At 52.6% G+C, this 22,954-nt stretch carries 13 protein-coding genes; 8 read left to right on the top strand and 5 right to left on the bottom strand.

Going from position 1 to position 22,954, the window contains the following annotated elements; all coding sequences use genetic code 11:
- Positions 1-61: 61 nt before the first annotated feature.
- The gene (locus tag PAECUDRAFT_RS09280) at positions 62-1,519 is read right to left on the bottom strand and encodes a GMC oxidoreductase (protein WP_006037874.1); all 1,458 of its coding nucleotides are present in this window, start codon (positions 1,517-1,519) and stop codon (positions 62-64) included.
- Between the two features lie 204 nt (positions 1,520-1,723).
- Between PAECUDRAFT_RS09280 and PAECUDRAFT_RS09275 the strand changes: the two genes are divergently transcribed.
- The 5 genes from PAECUDRAFT_RS09275 (at position 1,724) to PAECUDRAFT_RS09255 (ending at position 6,933) form a co-directional block, all read left to right on the top strand.
- Positions 1,724-3,220, top strand: coding sequence for a spore germination protein (locus tag PAECUDRAFT_RS09275; protein WP_006037873.1), 1,497 nt, complete (start codon positions 1,724-1,726; stop codon positions 3,218-3,220).
- Positions 3,217-4,419 (top strand): Ger(x)C family spore germination protein, encoded by a 1,203-nt coding sequence (locus PAECUDRAFT_RS09270; RefSeq protein ID WP_006037872.1) that lies wholly within the window; start codon positions 3,217-3,219, stop codon positions 4,417-4,419. The genes PAECUDRAFT_RS09275 and PAECUDRAFT_RS09270 overlap by 4 nt, the downstream gene beginning before the upstream one ends.
- A gap of 6 nt (positions 4,420-4,425) precedes the next feature.
- Complete coding sequence (locus PAECUDRAFT_RS09265; RefSeq protein ID WP_006037871.1) at positions 4,426-4,656, top strand: hypothetical protein; 231 nt, start codon at positions 4,426-4,428, stop codon at positions 4,654-4,656.
- Between the two features lie 19 nt (positions 4,657-4,675).
- Positions 4,676-5,797, top strand: coding sequence for a GerAB/ArcD/ProY family transporter (locus PAECUDRAFT_RS09260; RefSeq protein WP_006037870.1), 1,122 nt, complete (start codon positions 4,676-4,678; stop codon positions 5,795-5,797).
- Between the two features lie 239 nt (positions 5,798-6,036).
- Entirely contained in the window at positions 6,037-6,933 is an 897-nt protein-coding gene (locus tag PAECUDRAFT_RS09255) for a hypothetical protein (protein WP_006037869.1), read from the top strand.
- A 52-nt stretch (positions 6,934-6,985) separates the two neighbouring features.
- Here the strand turns inward: PAECUDRAFT_RS09255 and PAECUDRAFT_RS09250 are convergent, their stop codons facing one another.
- The 3 genes from PAECUDRAFT_RS09250 to PAECUDRAFT_RS09240 all read right to left on the bottom strand — a co-directional run bounded on the left by PAECUDRAFT_RS09250 (position 6,986) and on the right by PAECUDRAFT_RS09240 (position 16,710).
- Positions 6,986-12,115: a DUF7507 domain-containing protein gene (locus PAECUDRAFT_RS09250; RefSeq protein ID WP_006037868.1), complete on the bottom strand. Its 5,130-nt coding sequence runs from the start codon at positions 12,113-12,115 to the stop codon at positions 6,986-6,988.
- 212 nt (positions 12,116-12,327) lie between these two features.
- On the bottom strand, positions 12,328-13,230 hold the full coding sequence (locus tag PAECUDRAFT_RS09245; RefSeq protein WP_006037867.1) for a methyl-accepting chemotaxis protein: 903 nt from the start codon (positions 13,228-13,230) through the stop codon (positions 12,328-12,330).
- Positions 13,231-13,440: 210 nt separating this feature from the next.
- Positions 13,441-16,710, bottom strand: coding sequence for a carbohydrate binding domain-containing protein (locus PAECUDRAFT_RS09240; protein WP_006037865.1), 3,270 nt, complete (start codon positions 16,708-16,710; stop codon positions 13,441-13,443).
- A gap of 518 nt (positions 16,711-17,228) precedes the next feature.
- Here PAECUDRAFT_RS09240 and PAECUDRAFT_RS09235 point away from each other — a divergent pair.
- From PAECUDRAFT_RS09235 to PAECUDRAFT_RS09225, 3 genes are all read left to right on the top strand, one after another.
- Positions 17,229-19,880, top strand: a complete 2,652-nt coding sequence (locus PAECUDRAFT_RS09235; protein ID WP_006037864.1) for a galactose-binding domain-containing protein — start codon at positions 17,229-17,231, stop codon at positions 19,878-19,880.
- A gap of 717 nt (positions 19,881-20,597) precedes the next feature.
- Complete coding sequence (locus tag PAECUDRAFT_RS09230) at positions 20,598-21,137, top strand: histidine phosphatase family protein (RefSeq protein WP_006037863.1); 540 nt, start codon at positions 20,598-20,600, stop codon at positions 21,135-21,137.
- Complete coding sequence (locus PAECUDRAFT_RS09225; RefSeq protein ID WP_006037862.1) at positions 21,134-21,961, top strand: hypothetical protein; 828 nt, start codon at positions 21,134-21,136, stop codon at positions 21,959-21,961. The genes PAECUDRAFT_RS09230 and PAECUDRAFT_RS09225 overlap by 4 nt, the downstream gene beginning before the upstream one ends.
- An 81-nt stretch (positions 21,962-22,042) precedes the next feature.
- On the opposite strand, the gene PAECUDRAFT_RS09220 is transcribed toward PAECUDRAFT_RS09225, so the two are convergent.
- A complete protein-coding gene (locus PAECUDRAFT_RS09220; RefSeq protein WP_006037861.1) occupies positions 22,043-22,858 on the bottom strand; it encodes an AraC family transcriptional regulator in 816 nt (271 codons plus the stop codon).
- Between the last annotated feature and the right edge of the window lie 96 nt (positions 22,859-22,954).

Raw genomic sequence — 22,954 nt, 5'->3', positions numbered from 1 at the left:
GCGGTATAAAGGATGTTGGAGACACCATCAGATGCGACGAAGAATGCTGTTTTCCCATCTCTCAATGATTCCATCCCACAATATAATCGGCAGTCCGAATAGCCAGCGCAATCGTCGAAAGCGTTGGATTAGCCCCGCCTGTACTTGGAAGCACGCTATTGTCAGCGACAAATAATCCGGGCACGTTATGAATTTGCCCGAATGGATTAGTTGCTGAGGTGTAAGGGTCCGTGCCCATCCGGCATGTGCCTGATTCATGGCTGTCTGCGCCGGGAGGCAGCATGCATACGCCGGGAGGTTGAATAACACTTCCCCAGGCAGCGGCTGCACGCAGCAGCGTTTGCGACATTTGCGTCACTACAGCCCAATCTCTGTCACTATAGGCGAAGTCCACCTTGATGACCGGAACGCCATATTCATCGCGCTTATAGGGATCAAGCGTTACACGGTTAACGTAACGAGGCTCGACCGTCCCAAAAGCATTCAGATCCAGTTTTTTCTCGTCAGGCGAGCCTAAAGGATAAATCTGGATCTGATAAGGGTGGCCTTCTGTCTGGGGAATAATCAGTGCGTAAGGGAAGGCTGCGAAACTGATTCCTCGCGCGAACCCGTCGGGCGTCATCTGCACGGCGACCTTCGTATAAGAATGGTTCCACAAATAATGGCCGATGCTGGGGCCCGGAATGGCTGAATGCAGAAGCAGCCTCGGGGTTTGCAAAGTGCCGGCTGCGAGAATAATATGGTTAGCCTTCAGTCGAAATACGCGCTTGTCCGGCCTCATCACTTCAACGCCGCATGCTCTGCCGCCGCAGGTGAGAATTCGGGTTGCCCGCGCCTGTACGGCCAAATCATAGGGATGCGCGTTCAAGCCTTCGCCTAAAAATTGAATCGAGCTGAAATAAACGTTGGAATTGATCGTACCGTTGTAATTTAACGGCTCAAAATCAAGTGCCCTCGGGGCATATTTCGCCTGCGGAAAGCCATTGATTTGAAGACGATTCAATAACGCTTCCCACATCGGATATTTGAAAGAGAAATAGTCTCGGACGTTCATAAACCGCTCAGCAACGCCATAGTAATAATTCAGCTCGTTCGCCGATACAGGCCAGTTTGCCAGAGCGCCAGCATATGGCCGGGGGGCGATGGCGGTCCAGAACAGCGTTCGCCCGCCCAGTGCAGTCACCTGCGTTGCGCCTGAAAAGTCTGGAGCGCTGCCTTCAACCGGCCGCTTGATGGCTCGCAAATAGCTGGAAAAGCGGGATTCATCAGACAGCGTGCTAATATTGCGGGCATGCGTGTTCAATAACGTATCGCCGGCTTCAATTAACCCAATCCGTTTATTGGGACCCCACCGCTGGCACAAGCGCCATAGAGCGGCCCCTCCCCCCGCACCTGAACCTACAATAAGCACGTCATATTCTCTTTGCTCCATCTCTTCAAGCGAAACCAACGGAATCCAGTTCGATTGAATCGGTTGTGCAACTTCCGGACATTTCGAGATGAATGGACTGGCATTCATATGCTCCTCAATCCTTCCAGTGTAACAATCCTCGGATTTGAGATATATATTCCAAAGCGCTGGCCGCTATGAATCCATTTCTAAGACTCCCAACGGGTAGGCGATATGGATGAAGCACCACCTCTTAGCTAGCCGTTTAAAAGCCTAACGCGAAGTTCATACTGGTGCTAAGCAATCCATTTTTTAGCTAAAGTAGGGAGCAGCATGTCTGACGCACAGCAAATACACGCGAGCCTTGAAGACAACGTGCAATTCGTACGGGAGCAGCTAGGCAACAGCTCGGATATTGTCTTTAAGCCGTTCGCCATGGACGAGGATAGAGCAGGCATTGATGCTGTTGTGATCTATACGGAGGGGCTTGTCGATAGCCGATTCGTACAAGATTTTATAATGGACATGATCATGATCGACAGGCAGAGCAAGGACACGACGGAGAAGAGCTCGGCCGACAACGGATTAATAGCAGGCAGTCAACAGCTCGGTGACTTCGAATCGGTATTTGACCAGCTGATGTCCGGCCACATTATCCTGTTGTTAGAAGGAAGCGCGATTGCTTACACCATCGAAATGAGCAGCTTTAAGGACCGAGGCGTGCCTGAAGCAACTGGCGAGACGGTTATTCGAGGGCCGAAGGAAGGGTTCTCGGAGTCGCTCCGGACGAACACGACGCTCATCCGCCGGAAGATCAAGAACAAAAATCTCTGGCTGGAGACAAGAAAAATCGGCCGCGTTACGCAAACGGACGTGTCGATTATGTACATCAAGGGCATCGTCAATGACAAAGTTGTGGAAGAGGTGCGCGAGCGGCTCGACCGCATCGACATCGACGCTATTCTGGAGAGCGGATATATCGAGGAGCTTATTCAGGACGGGACCTATTCGCCGTTTCCGACAATGTATAATACGGAGCGTCCTGACGTTATTGCAGCGGAGCTGCTGGAAGGCAAGGTCGCCATACTCGTCGATGGGACGCCGCATGTCCTGGTCGTACCGGCACTGTTCATTTCCTTCCTTCACTCGGCAGAGGATTATTACCAACGGGCCGATATTAGCAGCCTGCTGCGCCTTCTTCGCTTCGTCGGCATCTTCATTGCATTATTAGTACCGGCGCTCTATATAGCGATTACCACTTATCATCATGAAATGATTCCGACGCAGCTTCTGATCAGCTTGGCAGCTCAGCGCGAAGGGATCCCATTCCCAGCATTCATCGAGGCGCTAATGATGGAGGCCATTTTTGAAATTCTTCGCGAAGCTGGCATTCGCATGCCGAAGGCTATCGGGCAAGCAGTTTCAATCGTAGGGACGCTCGTTATTGGACAAGCGGCCGTGGAAGCAGGCATCGTATCAGCGGCGATGGTCATCGTGGTTTCCATAACGGCCATATCCAGCTTTGTCGTGCCTTCCATGAACATGTCCATCTCGATCCGCATGCTTCGTTTTCCGCTGATGGGGCTTGCCGCTTCATTCGGTTTGTTCGGCATTATTGTTGGCCTTATAGCGTTAATGCTTCATCTATGCAGCCTGCGGACATTTGGCATCCCGTATATGAGCCCATTTGGCCCGTTTAATCTAGCCGACCAGAAGGATACGCTCTTCAGACTGCCCCAATGGGCGATGCGGTCCCGTCCTCGGCTGATCAACCAGACGAATATGATTCGCGGCCGCAATCCATCTAAGGGAGAGCGTGGACGGGGATGAAGCGGAAGCTGCTTATGGGAGGTTTGATTGTCGCGATGCTGTTCGTTTCGGGATGCTGGAATCGCCGGGAAATGAACGATCTTGCCATCGCAGTTGCATATGGAATCGATAAAGCGGGAGATGGATACCGGTTGACGGTCCAAGTCGTTGACCCCGGCGAGGTGGCATCCCAGAAGGGCAGCACCGACCGTACGCCAGTGACGACGTATCAAGCGACAGGGGAAACGATATTCGAGGCGCTGCGCAGAATGACGAAGGTATCTCCCCGTAAAATCTATAATTCGCATCTTCGGATGCTGGTCATCAGTGACAAAGTAGCCGAAGACGGCATTGCTAACGTGCTTGATTTCGTATCCCGCAATCACGAGCATCGGGGAGATTTCTATGTCGTAATCGCCAAGGATACGACCGCTAGCAATACGCTCAAAATATTAACCCATCTGGAATCGATCCCAGCCAATCAAATGTATTCATCGCTGGAAACATCTGAACGTTCTTGGGCGCCAACGTCGGCTGTTACATTGGATGAGTTAATTGATGACATCGTAAGCCCAGGCAAACAGCCGGCTGTGACCGGATTGCGAATCAAGGGCTCGCAGACAACCGGAGAAAATAAGAGAAACGTCAACGAAATCGCCTCCTCCACGCAATTGGTCTACAACGGATTGGCAGTGTTCAAGAAAGATAAGCTGATCGGCTGGTTGAATGAAGAGGAGAGCAAGGCGTACAACTACATCCAAGATAATGTGAAGAGCACGGTTGGCGTCGTATATTGTCCGGGCGGCGGCAATGTAGCACTAGAGGTCATGCACTCCGCGACGAAAGTAAAAGGCAAGGTTGTACACGGCAAGCCTACGATTGACGTGTCCGTACGCATGAGGGCCAACATCGGCGAAGTAAGATGCTCCATCGATTTGAGCGAGGAGTCTTCCCTTAAGCAGCTTGAGCAGAACGGGAATCGCAAAGTGCAGCAATTCATCGAGGAGACCATTGCGACGGTTCAGAAAAAATACAAAGTCGATATATTCGGCTTCGGCGAAGTGATGCATCGCGAGCAGCCGAAGTATTGGAAGACGGTGCAAGACGATTGGGACACGCAATTCCAGACGCTTGCTTATCGCGTGAACGTTGAATGCGAAATTCGGTACCTGGGCACGCAGAGTAACTCTTTCCTGGAAGAAATGGACAAGAAGGAGTGACGGTCGATGTGGTGGTCTATCGCAGGGGTCATGTTCGGTATAGCGGTTATCGTGATCGTAGAGCTTCCGACGCTGAGGATGGCGAATAGGGCGAGAGAGCGATGGTGGTTTGCGGTTCTGCTCGCAGTCGGAGCGGGGCTGTACATTGCGCTGTGCTTGGAAGTAAGCCTTCCAAGCCCGGCAGGCTGGATTATTACCGTATATAAGCCGCTCGGGGTTGCGTTATTCGGATCTTAAGCAGAGGAGGCGAAAATAAATGTTGGAGAAAGGCAAAATCGGGGCGCGCCAATTAACGATACTCGCCATATTCCTAACGATTGGCGATTCGATATTAGCACTGCCTGCCACTACGGCGATCCAAGGGAAGCAGGATGCATGGCTATCGGGCGTAATCGGCTTGGCTATTGGCATTCCGATCGTCTATTTGATAGCGGTCGTTGGCAAGCTTTATCCCGGAATGACCGTCTTCATGTCGAGTCGCAAAATTTTAGGCAAATGGCTTGGTTTGGTTGCATCGCTATTGTTTGCCGTTCACCTATTTCTCAACGCTTCGGTCTTTCTCCGGGAAATCGGCGATTTCGTGACATCGCATATGATGCCGGAGACGCCAATCCAGTCCATTCTTCTGTTGTTTCTATGCATTATTGTGATGGGGACGAAGCTCGGGCTTGAAGTCATTGCGCGAACGGGAGAGCTGCTATTCCCGTTTTTTGTTTTTCTGTTTCTGTTTTTTGTTGTTGCGCTGGCTCCAAAAGCAGATTTGGTCAATGTGCAGCCTTTTCTCGAGGATGGTTTTCGCCCGCTGCTTCGCGGAACGCTGGCTGCGATCGCGTATCCTTATGTGGAGCTTGCTGTTTTGCTCATGGTCATTCCGTATGTTAGCCAGGTTGAGCGTATTGGAAGGAGCATGCTGCTTGGCGGTTTATTAGGCGGAATCGCAGTCGCGGTGGTGCTGTCGTTGTCTATTCTCGTGCTTGGCGCTGGCGATACGGCGAGGCATCTGTACCCCAGCTATGCGCTGGCTCAGGAGATCAACATCGGAGAATTTCTGGATCGCGTGGAGGCCGTCATGGCGATTCTCTGGTTCTTCTCGATTTATTTTAAGCTGACGATATACTTCTACGGGATGACCTTAGGGCTTGCACAACTAGCAGGGTTGAAGGAAACCCGCATTCTGATGCTTCCGATGGGCATGCTTTTGCTGATAGGTGCGATTACGGTGTCTCCTAACACCATATTTTTTAATCAATTGGCGACGTATTGGTCGCTTTACGATATGACGTATGTGCTCGGTTTTCTGCTGCTGCTGCTTGCCGTGCATGCGATTCGAGGGAAAGGGAGCGAGGAGCAGTCCACCAAAATCGAGACGTCGGGGTAGCGCTAGCGCTAGTTTACGAGCGTTCAGCGCCATCCGAATAAAAGCCCGCCCGAAATGATGTTCGGGCGGGCTTTTGCATGGTACAATACGCCATAACGCCATAAACTTAGTAAGTTTGATGAGATCGATTTCATTTTCTGAAGGGGCTTTGAAAGATAGGCGTGGCGTGTCATACTCGACGGGACACGGAATATCGCTATTAATAGCGGCACTAAATAATGGAACAGGTGGTTATACCCATGAAACCCAGTATCATCCTCGCCAGCGATCAGCTTCAAGTAGAAATCGAGCAATGCGGACAACCTGGGCAATATGCAGGCGCAAGATTCGATTGGACAGGATTTGTGAAACAAGTCAAACTGACGGGAAGCGGACATACTTTTTGTACACGGGTGAGCTTGGTGCCGGGAGAGGAAGCAGACGGCGGCGGGTTATGCAATGAGTTTGGCATCGGGGGTCCGAACGGGTACGAGGAGGCAGCTCCGGGAGAGTCGTTTCTAAAAATCGGCGTCGGCGCGCTGACGCGGCTTAGTGAAGCCGAGTACGATTTCGCGGAAGCCTATCCGATTGCGCTTAGCCCGGTAGAAACCGAGCAGGGCGGCGATTACATCCGGTATCGCTCGGTGTCACCGACAGTGAATGGCTACGCCTATACGTATGAGAAGACGGTAACTGTAACGGGCCGAGAGGTGGCGATCGCTTATCGGCTGACGAATAACGGCGTGAAGCCAATCACTACGACGGAGTACGTCCACAATTTTATTGCGATTAACAGCAAGCCCATCGGGCCCGATTATGTGCTTCGGCTGCCGCTTGCTTTCGCGAACCGCGATGGCTTTGAGCCCATTGATGAGCTGGTAAAGCCGCTTCAGATGGATGGCGACAGCATGAGGTGGGAGCCGGTAACGGATATTTTCTACGCCCAGTATAGCCCGGCAGCAGAGCAGGTTCCATTTTACTGGGAGCTGAAGGATGAGCAAACCGGAGCGGGCTTGCGCGAGAGCGGCAGCGATCCGGTTGCGTATTACGCATTGTGGGGGAACAGTCATGTCGTCTCGCCCGAGGCGTTCGTTCAGGTCGATCTCGCGCCGGGAGAGACGAAGTGCTGGACACGATCGTATACGTTTTTTGACTAGCAAAAGGAGCCAGCTCATTGGAGCGGCTCCTTTTGTGCATTCGTTTCATGCTTCACTCTTCGTGATCCTCTATCGTAAGGACGAGGACATTGGAGCGAACCGTAAATCGTTGTACCGAATTAGCAGGTTGAAAGCTAGCCGAAGCTTGATTGCGCAGCTTGTCGTCAATTGGCGCGACTACTTGCAGTGCCCGGAACACGATAACAACGGATTGGCCGGGAGAAATGTCGCCAAGCGGAATGCCGGCTGCAGGAGTCGCATCAGATAGGGTGCGGCCGTTAACCTTCACGCTTTTTGGCACGAACTGCGTGCCTTCCTGCAAAATGTCGGTTAACACGACGTCATTAGCTGTTATGTTGCTGTCGTTGACTACTGTTATGGTGAATTTGGCGATATCTCCGATGAAGACGGTCTCACTGTCAGCGCTTTTCGTAATCTTAAGCGGCAGCGCAGCTATTCTGACAGCTGCTGATGCGTTAAGGGGGCCGGTCTGGGCGGAATCCACGAATACTGTATTGACGATAGTCTCTCCCGGCTGAGCGGTTTCAGGGACGACAAACGGAATAATCAATGCCAGAGAAGCGCCGACAACTTGCGTATTCACAACTATGCCAGCAATGCCGAGGAGCGGATCAGCGAATCGGATATTCGCTAACGGCACATTGCCGGTATTGGTGCCCTCCATGCGGAAGAAAACGGCTTCTCCCGGGAAAGCGACAGGCGGGAAAACCGTTTTGCTAATCGTAAGCCCCGGCACGGAGGATACGGTAACTTGCGCGGAGGCGGATATCGGAGGCGTTTCGGCAGAGCTGAGAACCGCCGTATTGTTGAATACGGTGCCGGCAGGCGTGCCCTCGGGTATGGTAAACCGACGCGATAACAGAATGAAGAAGCCTGCCGGTATCGTATCTACGCTCTTGTCGATGCCGAGCGAATCATCGATGAATCGCAAATTGGTTAACGGAATGTTCGACCGGTTACGGAGTTCGAATGAGAAGGTAACGGACTCTCCTGGCGCTGCAACGGACGGCTCCACCCGTTTGACAAGCGTTAGCTCCAGCGACGGGAGGACGGTGATGGTAGCGTCTGAAGGCGTCCTGCCCGTTTCATTCGTAGTTGCTGCCGCTGTATTCGTCAAGATGGTGCCAGCCGCGACATCAGGCGTTATGAAAGGGAGCGTAATAATGCTGGTCGCCCCGGCGTTCAGGGACGGGATAGCCGAAACGAAGTTTAACGTCGGATCATCAATGATAACGTTCGTTAAATTGACGTTCCCCGTGTTTTGCACCACGATCGTTACTTCAACTGTCTGCCCAGGCGCGGCTTCGGCTGGATTAATCGATTTGTTCACCTGAATACCTGGACTAGGGTCGACCGTCACGGTGGAGGTTCCTTCTTCGGGATTGGTCTGATCGGATGTGGCAATCGCCGTATTGACGATTAGGGAGCCGTTCGGCGCATCTGCCGGAATCGTAAAGAAGAACGAAAGGACTTGGCTCTGGCCGGGGGTTAACGTTCCGATCGGTTGGGCGATGCCGAGCGTAACATCTGTAAGGAGTACGTTGGTCAATGCGACGGCTCCTATATTGGTGATTGTAATCGTATAAGTAATCGTGTCTCCAGGCGCTGCAATCGTACGGTCGGACGTTTTTAATACGGTCAATGCAGGAAGCAAGGCATCAATCAGGACGTTGGCGTCCGCGTTGATTGTATCTGTTTGATCTGCGAAGGCTATGCTTCTGTTCACAATGACCGTACCGACGGGCGTACCTAGCGGAACAACATACATAGGCGTAAAGCTTTGCGATTGGCCGACACCAAGCGTAGGAATAACGGTATTGAAACCAAGCAGATCGTCTCTAACGGTTACGTTCGTGAGCGCCACGTTCCCGGTATTGGTTACGGTGATCGTATAGGTGATTACGTCGGCAGGAAGCGCGTTTGCCCGATCTGGCGATTTGGTTAACGAGATGGCGGGCGCATGATTTACGGTGACAATGGCTGTGTCCTGCTGCGGGGCGGTCTCCGTCGGCGTTACGGTAACAACATTGGTGAAGGTTGAGCCGCCCGCGGCGGCGGCAGGGATGACGAAAGGAATCGTTTCGGTTATGGATGCGCCGGGTTGGAGCGAGACGATGGTGTCCAGGAAAGAAAGCAACGGATCGGAAATCACTATATTTGTCAAATCGATGCTTCCTGTATTAACGATGGTGCAGGTGAAATGGACCGTATCGCCAGGGCTAGCTTGGGCTTGATCAACTGTCTTGGTTACGGTAAAAGCAGGGAACAGCACGGTTAAAGCGGCGTCGTCGGTCGTCTCGATGATCTCTGAATTGAACGTCCCGTTGGCGGTTGCTGTGTTTGTAATCGGGTTGACGGCGCTATTGGGAACAACGAAAGGAAACTGGACCGTTCGCGTTTCGCCAACGCCGAGCGTGCCAAGCTTTTCATCGCGGCCCAGCATCGGATCGTGGATCGTGACGTCCGTCAAAATCGTATTCCCTGTGTTCGTCACGACGAATGAATAGAGAACGGTGCTCCCGACGGCGGCTCGCTCGGGCGTAACTAATTTAATAAGCGACAGGCTCGGCTGACCGATGACGGTTACGACGGCATCCGCTTTTGATGGGCCGGTTTCATCGGTAGTTACGGTTGCTACGTTGAAGAAAATGTCGCCTTGCTTGGCGGTCAGAGGGATTACGAATGGGATGCTGATAATGGCCGAGTCACCAGGGGCCACTTTATCATACGTGTGGTCGATGTTGAGCATCGGATCAACGATTCGAACATTGGTGAGCGTTTGGTTTCCTGCATTGGATATTGTTATGGTGTAGGTGACGGTCTCTCCTGGTGCAGCAATAAGCGGCGAAACGGATTTGAAAATAAAGACATCCGGAATCGGCGGAACATCGATGGTCGCCGTGTCGGCAACTGGCTCTGTCTCGTTGGAGGTCGCAGTCGTTACATTCGTGAAGACGGTGCCAGCCGCTGTACCGAGCGGAACTGTGAAGGGTACCCTGAAAGTGCGGGATTCGCCAGCATTTAAGGAAGGAATGACCTGTGCGAAATCAACTAGCGGATCTTTGACAGAGACGTTGGAAATCGGCGCATTGGACGTATTTGTTACAGTGATCGAGTAAGTCACAATCTCGCCGGGCGGAACAGTGATCCGGTCGGGCGTCTTGGTCACAGTCATGCTGAAAATGGGAAGAACGGTCACTTGGCTATCAGCAGCCATCGGTGGCGTTTGGTCGGATATGGCGGTGACCGTATTGCTAATTACGCTGCCGGAGGGCGTGCCCGGCGGAACGATGAACTGGGCGTTCAGATCAACGACGGCCCCGCCCGGCAAACTGGACAATATATCGATCAATCCGAGCAGCGAATCCTCGATTCGCACGTTCGTTAACGCGAAGCTGTTCGGATTTTTAACCGAGATCGTATAGTTCACGATGTCGCCAGGCGCAGCCTCGGAAGGAGTCGCTGTTTTGATGAGGCCGATGATCGCAGGGGATACAATTTGCAGCGCGTAATCCTCCACCTCCCCGTCTGAGGCAGACCCTAAGCTTCTTGTATCAACGACATCTGTGGAAGCATTCTGATTGACGAGTGTGTCGGTTGTTAGACGCAGTCTGACAAAGGTTTCGCCAGGAACCAGCGTCACGCCTGAAGGTACGGTGAAAGGGAGCGTAAAGGTTTGGGTCCCTGCGAATGAAGGTACGACCTGAACGGGAGACGCTTCATTGCCTTCGAATACTCCATTGGCATTAAAATCAACCCAGCCATACAAATTGGCGGGCTGTCCGGTCTGATTGGTAACCGTGACTTGCAGCAAATATTGGCTTGCGCTGATGGGCAGCGCGGGCAGAGGCAGGGCAACGCCATCATCTTGGATGCCTTCTGGAATATCATCGCCGGTTGCATCAGCATTCTGGAGAGCATCGATTTCATCCGTTACTTGGGTCCCAAGAAACAGGGCGTTCACCAGAGCATGACGAGGGCCGTTGCTCGATAATAAGGTAGAATAGTTGTTCGGCCCGTTCCCGGCAGCCGTATCCGGCGCATCGCCAAAGTCCAGGTTAACGGTCGCCAGCGTACACATCGTCGCGTCATTGAAGGAAGAGGTCACCGTCGAAGAAAATTGTAAAGCTGTTGCATTAGTTCCCACGATCGTAAACCGATAAATATTCCCGTCATTATTGGAGATGGCATATACGGTGCCGGTCGAGTCAATCGCCGCGGCGCCAAAGGGGCCGGTATGGAGCGGGCTGGTTGCGATATTCGCAATATTGCCAGTCGTAGGCGTAATGCGCTGAACGAGACCGGTAGGCGTTATGCCGTATAGATTATTATCTTGGGGGCTGAGCACCCAGTCGCTAATGTTCAACGCTCTGCTTAGAGCAACTCCGAAGTTGCTGGTTTGCTCCTGAAATCCGTTGCCGGGGTTGACCAGCTTCATGAAGGTGGATGAGTTTGGCCGCAAGTCCACCACATAGAATCGGGATTCGTTATTGACGAAAAGGTATAGAAACCCGTTCAAATCAAAGGTTCCTACATTATAACCGTCGGAGGGCAAACCCGTAGGAAGAGGAGATAGCGTAATGACATTGCCGCTATTATCGACGCGAACGATGCGGTTGTTAAGCTGGTCATACCCATAAATGTAGTGATCTAAGGGATTGTAGCCGATCGCATTGATATCGACGGGAGGGCTGACCGTGCCTTGCACGGCCGCAGCACCGGTTACGATGTTGATGTTGTACCAGATCGAAGGCCGGCCCGAAAATTGAATCATGCTCGTGTTGCAGCTTAATGGGTTTGTATTGGTGTCATGGCTGAAGTTGTTATTGGCCAGGATCGCATTATTCGTAATTTGCGTAGCTGTAACGGTGATCGATATTTTCCTTGGCCCGTTAGACATGGTGAATCCGGCAGGCTGCGTGAAGGTGGTCGGAGGGCAGGCAGCGCCCGGGTTTGCTACTGTTTCATAGATCACATACGTGCCGGCAACGGTAATGGAAAAGCTATAGGTGCCGGTTGCATCCGTTTGGGCTGTAACGCAGGTCCCGCCAGAAGCGCTGAACAAATCGATAAACACGCCGGGTATCCCTGGCTCTCCCGGATTGAACACGCCATTATGATTCAAATCGTTAAACACGACACCTGTAATCGTTGCGGGCATCTCGCGGCTGATACCTCCTCTTGCATTACTCGATTCGCTACTCCTGCTATGCATATTCACATGAAATGGCGAATAGTAGCGGCTTCTGAACAATCAGCTGTTTTGCTGATTACGCAGTAAAAGCGCAGTAAAAAACCGAGGCGGATTCAGGAGAATTCCTGTGCCCGCCTCGGTTTTCAACTCAATCGTGGATTCCATATTCGCTAGTTTTTCTAGATCATCTGGCTCAAAACCTTCGCTTGCGCATCCAGCTTGCCGGCGGCTTCGCTAATGCCGGCAAATTCGCCTACAGCTTGCTCGATCTGCTGCTGGCTGTTCACAATCGCTTGCTGGGAAGCTTTCGTTCCTTCGCTGACGCGTTCGACATGCTTGGAAATCCCCTGAACGGTCGATTGGATTTGCTGGGCCGATTCCTGCACGTTCTGGGCAAGCTTGCGGACCTCAGTCGCCACGACGTTAAAGCCGCGCCCATGCTCCCCGGCATGCGCCGCCTCGATGGCTGCATTCAGAGCGAGCAGATGCGTTTGCGAAGCAAAGTCTCGAATCGTATCCACCACGCGTTTGATGTCGCCGGTCTGCTGCTCCAGATCGTCAAGATCGCTTAAGCTGCTTTCGTTTCCGGTAATGACGCGTTCAATCGCCACGGATACAAGCTGATTTCGCTTAATGCCTTCCTCCGTGAGCTGAAGCAAATCTTCCGCCATCTCCTGCAGCTCGGAGGTGACTTGCGTGGTAGCGATTTCGCGCGCCGTAATATCGGTCGCTACTTTGAGCACGGCGATTACTTGCCCGTCGGCATCGTGGATTGGCATATAGGTGGCTTCCAACCATAGCATTTTGCCGTTTTTCGCAACGCGAACAATTTTCTCTTGAAACTTTTTGCCGTCTTTTAAATTGCTCCATAGCGCAGCATACTCCGGGCTGGCGGCAAAATCAGCCGTGCAGAACTGGCGGTGATGGAGGCCAATGAGCTCCACCGCCTGATAGCCCATCGCTTTTGCAAAATTGTCATTCGCCCACAGCACGTTGCCTTGTATATCAAACTCGATCATCGCCAGCGATTGCTCCAGGGCATTCATTACAGCCTTGTTATCCAGTACTTGATTCGTCTGCATAAAGTTATGTTGCTCCTTGTTACAATATATTGTTAGGCATTTACTAACACATACGGAGATGACTGCAATGAAGTTGCATACAGTTATGGAGAAGTATACAACGAATGCGCAAGGTTTGATAGGACGAAATTCGACACTTAAACTAAAAAACGTGCCCATGGGATCGGAATCCCATGGGCACGCCTTTTTGATAACCTTCATAAATACAGCTTACGGCTTCAGGTAAGGACCGTCTTCGCCGATTTTGCCTGGAGCAGCGTTGCCCGGCAGGTCGAGGACGTATACGCGCATGTTTGCTTTGCCGGAAACGGAAGCGGTCAGCGTGCCGTTCGATACGACTTTCACGTCACCCGTAATGGCATCTTTGTACGTGCCGTTAGGAATGCCGGAGAACGTCGAGGAACCGCTGATCGTAACCAGTGCGAAGCTGTCTACGCCAGTTGCTGCATCCGTGTAGCGGCGTTTGTAAGAGAGGTATCCGCTCACGCCTTCAGTAGAGTATTGGCCTTTTTGCAGCGCAGGGATTTTACGACGAATTTGGTTCAAACGCTGTACGTGTTTAACGAGCGGGTAGTTCAGCGTTTGAGCAACCGTACCCGTTGCAGAAGCTGTTTTGCCGAAGTCGCTAGCTACGACTGTACCTTCCAGCTTGTCGCCGAAGTAAGCGCGGCGAGTTGTAGCGAGCGGGCAAGTAGGGCCGCAGTCGATTTGTTTGCCAGCTTGGAACTCGATCTCGGATCCCATGTACAGCGTCGGGATACCGCGGAATGTCCACATGAGGCTCATGTTTTCAGCCCAAGCGTCCGTACCGCCTGCATAAGCAGTTGTCGATTTGTTCGGTCCGAAGTCATGGCTGTCTACATAAACCATGTTATACGTTGCATCATTCGTCGAGTCGTCGGAATCTTTGCCGTTGTAGAAGGCATTGCCCGCGTCGCCGAAGTTCATATGCATGCGCATATCGATGATGTTCATGCCAGAGAACTGGCTATGGTCTGGTGCATGATACGTGTTGCCGTTCAAGAACGCGTTCGTGGAAGTTGGCTGATTTTGCGTTCCCATTGTGTTCTCGTAGTTGTATTGGTCGAGTGCTGCTTGCACGTCATTCTGCGTATATTCTTTTCTTTCTTTCCAAGTGAAGAACTGCGCGGAGTGGTTAACCGATCCGCGGTTCCACTTATCATTTACGAACGCGCCAACTTCGCCTACCATGTAGAAGTTTTTGCCTTTATCGCCGAATTTCTCGATTGCATGCTGTTGGGCAGCTGGGAGGAAGCGACGATTCCACGTGACACGAGGGATGTGCACTGCGGTATCGAGACGGAAGCCGTCCACGCCCATATCGATCAGTTTGTTGTAAGCGCCGATGAGGTAATCTTGCACCGGCTTGCTCTCGGTGTTGAAGTCAGCCAGATCTTCGTGCAGCCAGCAGCTGCGCGCATCTTCGCCTTCCCAGTTTCCGATCCAGCACTGGTGATAGTACTGGGCAGGGAACATGCCGGAAGTCGCGCTAGGCCATTGGCAGTTATAGATGCGATAGCCTTCTTTGCTGTAGAAGTTGGTTGGTGTTCCCCAGTTTTGACACGTGTTTCCGGCAGGCTCGGCAGTCGACCACAGGTCGCCGTTATATGCTTTGCCCGATACGGACGTTGGCGTCAAGCCGTCGTACTCCAGGCCAGGTACCTTCTCGTCATACATCCAGCTCCACTGTGCGTCGCGAATACCGAATACAGTTGGCGTGAAGAGGCCTTTTGCTCCCCAACGGCTGGAGTGGTTGTAGACAACGTCCTGAATAATTTTAATGCCTTTGTTATGGGCTGCGTTGATGAGATCCTGGTAAGAAGCGCCCGTGGATTCCAGCCTTGGATCGATTTTGTAGAAGTCATAGCCATGGTAGCCATGGAAGTCATAATCCGAACGGTTCAGCACGACTGGCGTAATCCAAATCGCGGAGAAGCCGAGCGCTTTAATGTAGTCCAGCTTATCCATGAGCCCTTTGAAATCGCCGCGGAACATGGGATCGTTGTTAGCAGCGTTGCCGCTGGAGACGTTGAATTGTCCGCCGCGGTTGTTCGAGGAATCGCCGTCATAGAAACGAGCCGTCATGACAAAATAGATCGAGTCTTCGCGCGTATCCGTGCCGATTGGCGTACCGCCCGGTGCTGGAGGAGGCGCATTGCCTGTCGTTGCCGATACAGAGACGCTGCTTGCAGACTTGTTGGATGGCGTTGCTAGGTCAAAGGCTTTGATCGTGTACGTATAAGCCGTTGTCGCATCCAAGCCCGAGTTCGTCAAGCTGTTCGTCGTCGTCGTGAATACTTGCGTGCCTTGCGTGCCGCCCGTACGCGTCACTTCATAACCAGCAAGGCCTGCACCGCCTACGTTATCCGTAGATGCTGTCCACGTAACCGTGATTTGCAGCCCGTTAGCCGTCGCCACTGGGTTAGTAGGTACGGATGGAGCTGTCGTATCCGGTGCAACCGGCGTACAAGGGCTCACTGCGCCATTAACAACAACGCCGTCCTTTACCGTCACGATGCCTGATCCCAACGTATAGTCGGAACCGCCGTTGTTATCCCAAGTAGAACCGTTGTTGAAAGCGGCTTTCATGCCCGTTGCAGAACCGAGGTTAACGGTTTTCAACGTCCAGTCCGTGCACGCTACTTCATTCATGGCTACGCCAGGAACAGTCGTCCACGTGCCGCCCGTAGGCATGTAGTGGATGTTAACCGTGCTCCAGCCTTTGGTTTTTTTGTAGTAATAAACGCTTGCCGTGTTGCCTGCCGATGTCGTTGCTGAAACAGCAGCCGATTGGGCAGAGGCATTGCCGGCAACGTCTTTAGCCAATACCGTGTAGCTGTAAGCTGTCGAAGCAGCTAAGCCAGTGTCCGTGTAAGAAGTCGTCGCAGCAGCCTGATCAGCTTTCACCAGCGTGCCGTTGCGGTAGATGCTGTAGCTAGCGACGCCGCTTCCGCCCGTGTTATCGGTCGAAGCCGTCCACGAGATCGAGACGGAGGATGCCGTTACGGCCGTCGCTTGCAGGCCAGTCGGTACGCTAGGCGCAGTCGTGTCTGGCGGTCCGCAAGGGCTGCCTGCGTTCGCGATAATTTGGCCGTTTTTCACCTGGTGGATGCCCGCGGTGAACGTATAGTTTTGACCGGATTGGTTGTTGTAGTTGTCCCAAGCGCCAGAGCCGTTCGTGAAGACAGCTTGGAAGCTTGCTGCCGTACCGAAGTCGATCGTTTTGGTCGTCCAGTTGGTACAGCCTGCATCCATCAATACGCCAGGGACAGTCGTCCAAGAACCGCTTCCATTATTATGAATGTAGGTGGTCGTCCAGTTTTTGTAAGGCGTATAGTAGTAGATGGTTGCGGTGTTTCCTGCGGCGTTAGCCGTCGTTGGATTAGCGATTAAGAGTTCGGTGAAAAGGGTAACGCCTAGAATGAAGCACATGGTGCCGATTAACCACTTTCGTAGCATGTAGAATTTCCTCCTTTTTTAATAACGAAACAGTGCAAACGTTTTCACCTCGAAGCAGAGTAAAAGGAATCAAAACAAGATGTTTGATTCAACGCTTCTAGGCTTCCAGCCTACTATTGACTTGATATCACCTCGCAATCCCTATTGTTTTTGCACAGTATGATCGTAGCCTCCAATCCGGCGTTTGCAGTCCGCTTTCTCCCGAAAGAGTTGCTTTTTTTTGTGCAAACGTTTCCATACCCCGTCAATAGAATACATCGGTTTCTATTAAAAGTAAATCATCCTTTTGAAATTTGATCCATAAGGATTATCGGTAACATGCCGGTGACGGCTTGATCATCGCGTTAGGTGCAAGCCACATTTATCGCAAGATTGGATACCTCAACCGTAATAAACGCCATCGCTTAAGGAAGAATCGCCGCTCTATACTTGATGAAGGCCGTAATGCAGGGGGAAGGAGAGGAAGAGGGAGCAGCGTTCAATTACGGTACGGAATCTAACATCATGGAGGGGATCTAATGTTGAAGAAAGCAATGGTACGAAAGTCTCTGGCTAGCCTGCTGCTTCTCTCGCTAGCCGCTGTGCAAGCGCCTCTGGCAGCTTCGGTGTCCGCAGCGTCGCAAACCTATGAGGCGGAAGCCGCATCGCTCGCAGGAGGGGCAGCCGCAGCAGCCGATCATACGGGTTATACGGGGACAGGGTTCGTGGGCGGGTATACCGATTCGAACAAAGGCAACGCTTCAACGACGTTTTCTGTAAGCGCTTCCTCGGCAGGGAGCTATACGGCGGTTATTAAGTATGCCAACGGTACCGGGTCAGCTAAGACCGTAAGCCTGTATGTTAACGGCGCGAAGGTGAAGCAGATTTCGTTGGCCGCGACAGCCAGCTGGGACACGTGGGGCTCAGAGACCGAGACGGTGTCGCTGAATGCAGGCAGCAACACGATTATGTACAAGTATGATTCCTCCGATTCAGGCAACGTGAACATCGACAGCATGACCTTGAACGCTCCTTCTACCCCGGCGGCAGGCACGAATCTCGCCCTTAACGCAGCCGTTTCTTCGAACAATAACGTCTCCGGCTTCACGGCTTCCAACGCGGTTGACGGCAATGCTTCCACCTATTATGAGGGAGCGGCGAACGCCTATCCGAACGTATTGACCGTCGATCTGGGCAGCGCCCAAAATGTCAATTCCGTCGTGCTTAAGCTGCCGGCTGGCTGGGGAACGCGAACGCAGACGTTGTCCGTTCAGGGCAGCAGCGACAACTCGGCCTACAGCACATTGGCTGCATCGGCGACCTATACCTTTAATCCAACGACAAACAATACGGTTACGATTACGTTCACGGAAGCCTCCGCACGCTATGTGCGCTTGAGCTTTACGGCGAACTCGGGCGCAACGGGCGGGCAGGCATCCGAATTTGAAGTATACGGCACGGGTGCGTCGACGACGACACCGCCGCCAGTAACGCCTCCTCCGGCTGGCACATATGGGGCAACGATGCCATATGACACTTACGAGGCGGAAAGCCTGACTCATACAGGGACTGTTATTGGCCCATCGACATCGTTTGGCAATTTGGCAGCAGAGGCATCGGGCCGGAAAGCGGTCCAGCTGACTTCTGCGGGACAATACGTCCAATTCACGCTGGCGAAAGCAGCCAAAGGCATTACGATCCGCTACTCCATCCCGGACAACGCATCGGGTACGGGAATCGATTCGGCAATTAGCCTGTATGCAGGCGGCACGTTCGTTAAGGACGTTAATCTGACGTCGAAGTACAGCTGGAACTATGGCGCATGGGGAACGGAAGGCGGCGAAATCCGCTGGTCGAACAATCCGAATGCGACGCCAAATACGCCGCTTCACAACTATGATGAAGCGTCGGTTGTATTGAACCAAGAGTATCCGGCAGGAACTGTTATTAAGCTGCAGCGCAACGCGTCGAACTTGAACTTCAGCTCCACCGCGAACGTAACGGTCGACTTGATCGAAACAGAAGCGATTCCCGCAGCGCTGTCGATGCCTTCGAATTACGTATCGATTTTGAATTATGGCGCGGTGGCGAACGACGGCGCGGACGATACGACGGCATTCAATAACGCGATTAATGCGGTTAAAAATTCAGGCGGTGCGTACAAAGGCGTTTGGATCCCATCCGGCAATTTCACGCTGAACAACGGAACGAAAGGCGCAGGCTATAACGGCACGGGAACGAGGCTTTATCTGGACAGCGGCGTGTCGGTCAAAGGCGCGGGCATCTGGTATTCCACGGTTTCCGGCAACTATGCCGGCTTCTATCTGCGGGGCGGGAACGTTACGCTGTCCGATTTCAAAATCAGCGCGAATGACCTAATCCGTGATGATTACAGCGGCGTATCCGGCGTAGAAGGCAACGGCACCAACTCGACGCTGACGAATCTATGGATTGAGCACACGAAGGTTGGCTTCTGGCTGACGAACCAGACGAATAACGCCACGATCTCCAATTCGAGAATTCGCAACGTATGGGCGGACGGCCTTAATCTTCACTACGGCACGACGAACTCGACGGTCACGAACAACTCGGTACGCAACAGCGGCGACGACGGACTGGCCATGTGGTCGGACACGTATTTGGACACGAACAACACGTTCAGCTACAACACGGTCCAAATTCCGACGCTCGCGAACAACATCGCCATCTATGGCGGCAAAGACAATAAGGTGCTCAACAACCTGCTCACCGATACGGTCGTGAACGGGTCGGGCATTTCGTACGGCACGAACTTTAACCCGCCGTCGATGACCGGTACGCTGACCGTCCAAAACAACGTCCTCATTCGCTGCGGCTCCTTGCACAAGGATTACGGCTATCAGATCGGCGCGATCTGGGCGTACTGGGTGAACAATAACGGCAAAGCGCAAAACCTGACCGTAAACGTCTCCGGCAATACGATCCAAGACAGCACATACTCCGGCATCTTCATCGAAGAGCCGGCGCCGGGCATTACAGTGAACTATGCTTCCAACACGATCACGAACGCGGGTACGTACGGCGTCTATGTTCGCGGCTCCGCGACAGGCAGCTCGACCTTCACGAACAATACGGTCAACGGCGCCCCTTCCGGCAAATTTTTGAATACGTCGCCGAGCTTCACGGTTTCAGGCTCGGGGAACAACTGGTAAGCTTCATGTAGTTGAAGCTTTATGGGGTTGAACGAATCGGAGAAGGCCTATTCCAGTAAGCTGGAATGGGCTTTTTTTGCGCTTCCGTCGCCTGCCACCGCACTAGCACTGCGCGCGCTACCCAGAGCGTGCGTGCCTGGACCGCGCGTAACCGGACTAACATGGAGCGCGCGCCATCCGGACCGCGCGCTTTTTACACTGCGCGCCACCGCACTAACATTGGACCGCGCACCATCCGAATCGCGCTCTCCGCATTGCGCGCCACCTGAAACCGCCGCAAGCTGTTCGGCCTCACGTCTCCTCATTGCATTGTGTGCAATGACATAGGGAGAAAACGATTCCTAGGTAACTCTCCTTGCAATCTGTGCAACGAGAAACCCTCGCATGTGACCAAATGGACTGTCAGCTCCCGTCGGGGGCGGTTCACATTGTACAAAATGCAAGGGGAGCGGGCACAACGGTGAGGGACGAGCACTTTCATTGTATAAACTGCAATGACACACGGCCAAGGCGATCTTCTAAACGACACCATCATCATAGTCGATGCCCAAGGCATTCGGCTTGGGAGTAAACAGCAATCGGCAATCGAAGACAACATCGCTACTGGTATGTTAATATATGGAAGGATGAAGACTGAATGATACCTTCGCTAACTTTACGAGGAATAAGTTGTGTCAATAGGTTGTACTTATGCAAAAAGTGGACTGGGGAGTGCATATGATCTACGTGGTAAGGCATGGACAAACGGATTTGAACAAAGAAGGAAGATTGCAAGGCAGACTAGGCCTGCCATTAAATGAATATGGGGTTCAGCAAGCGGAGCAGCTGAAAAGCGAGCTGCGGCATATCCGTTTTGACTATATATGCTCGTCTCCGCAAGAGAGGGCCGTTCAAACCGCCGAGATCACAACCGGCATGAAAGCTATGGTGGATGCGCGGCTCGACGTATTTGATTTGGGCGAAGCGGATCTGCTGCATCGGTCAGAGGTCAAGCTGGCCGGCGTCGTTCCGGATTCTGCGATTTATCAAGGCGTGGAGCAAATTCCCGCGTTCATCGCGAGAGTGTTTGCTTTTATGAAAGAGCTCGAAGGGCGGTATCGCACAAGCGAGGCTAACATATTGTTATCGGGGCATCGCTGTACGACAGGTTGCATCGGTGCATATTTCCAAGGCATTCCAGAGGATGGGAACATATTGAAGCATTCCTCTGATAATGGGCAGTACAAGACATATACGTGGAGGCATTCATCCCATTGAACATTAACTTCGGCAAATATAGCGTACCGCCAACGTTGCAGCATTTGATCGACCTCCGGCGCGAGCTGGCGGATTCGGAGCGATTTTATAACGAGTTTAACTTTTATCTTGCGTTAGATGATTTTCGATATTTCAGTACACCGTCCGACGTGGTCGTATTCGGGAATATCGGCGTGGATGGCATTCATTATGGATTTCTGACCGATTATGGGGCGGAGGAGTCGCTAGAGACAGCGCCGATCGTATGCGTTTCGCCGATGGATTTTGACGAACCGAGCCGGATCGCCGCTGCTAATTTGAAGGAGTTTCTGAGCGTAAACCATACGGATAGCGCATTGTTCTACAATTACTTTGCGAGTGAAGCGAGCTACTTGGAGGCGAAGCGGCGCTGGCAGGCAGAAGCAGCCGAATCCCCTTACCAGCCGACGGATGAGGAGAAGCAGGATAAGGCGGAGATCTGGGATGAACTGTTACGAAGAGTCGAGTTGCCCGAAGTCCCCCATCCTTTTCGCTACGTTCAGCAGGTGAATGAGGAGAGGCAGAAGCACCTGACGGTGAAGACGCAGGATGGGCTTGGCGTAACTGCGCCGCTGCACGAGGGGGAATCGCATCACCCGTTCTCCGTCGACAAGAGGAACAAACTGGATTTTGAGCAGCTGCGGCATTATCTAATTGCGGCGCCGGAGGCATCCAAGCTGGCGTTGTTCCGGGATATCCAGATGAACTTCGTGCTGCAGGATGAAGATGAGCTATGCTCGATCATCGTGGAGGCGATGCGGGCGATGGGACTGACAGATGAGGCGGCGCGGATCGCGTCGATGTGAGGCTGTTTCCAGCACGCGATAGCAAAAAAGCGGCAATCCGTTCATCAATTGATGAGCTGGATCGCCGTTTTTTAAATCCGCTCAGCCCCCCAGCCTTTTGCGATAGTGCGCAGGTGAGCAGCCGACTTTGATTTTGAATATCCGGGAAAAATAATACAAACTATTGAAGCCGCAAGCGGCGCTAATTTGCTCTACGCTGTCGTTGGTCGTATGGAGGAGCAGCTTGGCTTCCTCGATCCGCTTCATAATGAGATCCTCTTTGGGACTGATCTGGAAAAAGGTTTGGAACAGCACGGAAAATCGCACAGCGCTTAAATTAACGAGATTGCCCATTTGCTGCACATCCCACGGCTCAGCATATCGCTGATGGATGATGGAGCGGGCTTCGATAAACCTTTTGCGATATTCCCGTTCAGAGGGTTTGTATTGCTCAAGCTCCAAGGCAAGCTGCTGATGGCGGCCGATGATGAACATCGCTTCCTGCAGGACGAGCGCGATGCGTTCCTTCCAAAAAGGCTTGCGCAGCGCCAGCTCCGACTCGATGGTCCGAATGGGGGAGGCAAGGAGTTGTTTTTCGCCCGTTCGAATGAGCGTGTTAAACGGAATGCCGTACGTCCTCGCCAGCTCCAGCATGCCATCCCCCTCTACATAAACCCAATCATTGCGAAAGCCTTCCTGTTCTCCTTTCACCGTGCCATGAAATTGCGGAAACGCCGGGTCATGCAAAATGCAGTCGCCGGGCTGCCCAACCTCCATGCCATTGATCGTTCGGATGAAGAATGGGGTGGAAAAGCAGGTCAGCAAATAAGCGCCGCCGCCCCTCGTATGATCGATCACAAAATCGACGTGGTGAGGCGTGTCGACGCCAAGCAATGGAATTTCAAACGAAAAGGACATCGAAACGCGCCTCCGAATGTCTGTATAATGCAACGCAAAAGTGCAAATGGAGAATAGGAAAAGGCATTTATTATCGTGCCTATCGGGTTTAAGATT

It is taken from the genome of Paenibacillus curdlanolyticus YK9, assembly GCF_000179615.1.
Lineage (GTDB): Bacteria > Bacillota > Bacilli > Paenibacillales > Paenibacillaceae > Paenibacillus_T > Paenibacillus_T curdlanolyticus.
Note: the sequence above shows the minus strand (reverse complement) of the source record. Positions and strands in the feature narration are given on the sequence as shown.

Bases quoted from the DNA above. Each gene is read 5' to 3' on its own strand.
- PAECUDRAFT_RS09275 (WP_006037873.1), top strand. From the start codon at position 1,724: ATGTCTGACGCACAGCAAATACACGCGAGCCTTGAAGACAACGTGCAA.
- PAECUDRAFT_RS09255 (WP_006037869.1), top strand. From the start codon at position 6,037: ATGAAACCCAGTATCATCCTCGCCAGCGATCAGCTTCAAGTAGAAATC.
- PAECUDRAFT_RS09230 (WP_006037863.1), top strand. From the start codon at position 20,598: ATGATCTACGTGGTAAGGCATGGACAAACGGATTTGAACAAAGAAGGA.
- PAECUDRAFT_RS09270 (WP_006037872.1), top strand. From the start codon at position 3,217: ATGAAGCGGAAGCTGCTTATGGGAGGTTTGATTGTCGCGATGCTGTTC.
- PAECUDRAFT_RS09240 (WP_006037865.1), bottom strand. From the start codon at position 16,710: ATGCTACGAAAGTGGTTAATCGGCACCATGTGCTTCATTCTAGGCGTT.
- PAECUDRAFT_RS09235 (WP_006037864.1), top strand. From the start codon at position 17,229: ATGTTGAAGAAAGCAATGGTACGAAAGTCTCTGGCTAGCCTGCTGCTT.
- PAECUDRAFT_RS09220 (WP_006037861.1), bottom strand. From the start codon at position 22,858: ATGTCCTTTTCGTTTGAAATTCCATTGCTTGGCGTCGACACGCCTCAC.
- PAECUDRAFT_RS09245 (WP_006037867.1), bottom strand. From the start codon at position 13,230: ATGCAGACGAATCAAGTACTGGATAACAAGGCTGTAATGAATGCCCTG.
- PAECUDRAFT_RS09280 (WP_006037874.1), bottom strand. From the start codon at position 1,519: ATGAATGCCAGTCCATTCATCTCGAAATGTCCGGAAGTTGCACAACCG.
- PAECUDRAFT_RS09260 (WP_006037870.1), top strand. From the start codon at position 4,676: ATGTTGGAGAAAGGCAAAATCGGGGCGCGCCAATTAACGATACTCGCC.
- PAECUDRAFT_RS09265 (WP_006037871.1), top strand. From the start codon at position 4,426: ATGTGGTGGTCTATCGCAGGGGTCATGTTCGGTATAGCGGTTATCGTG.
- PAECUDRAFT_RS09250 (WP_006037868.1), bottom strand. From the start codon at position 12,115: ATGCCCGCAACGATTACAGGTGTCGTGTTTAACGATTTGAATCATAAT.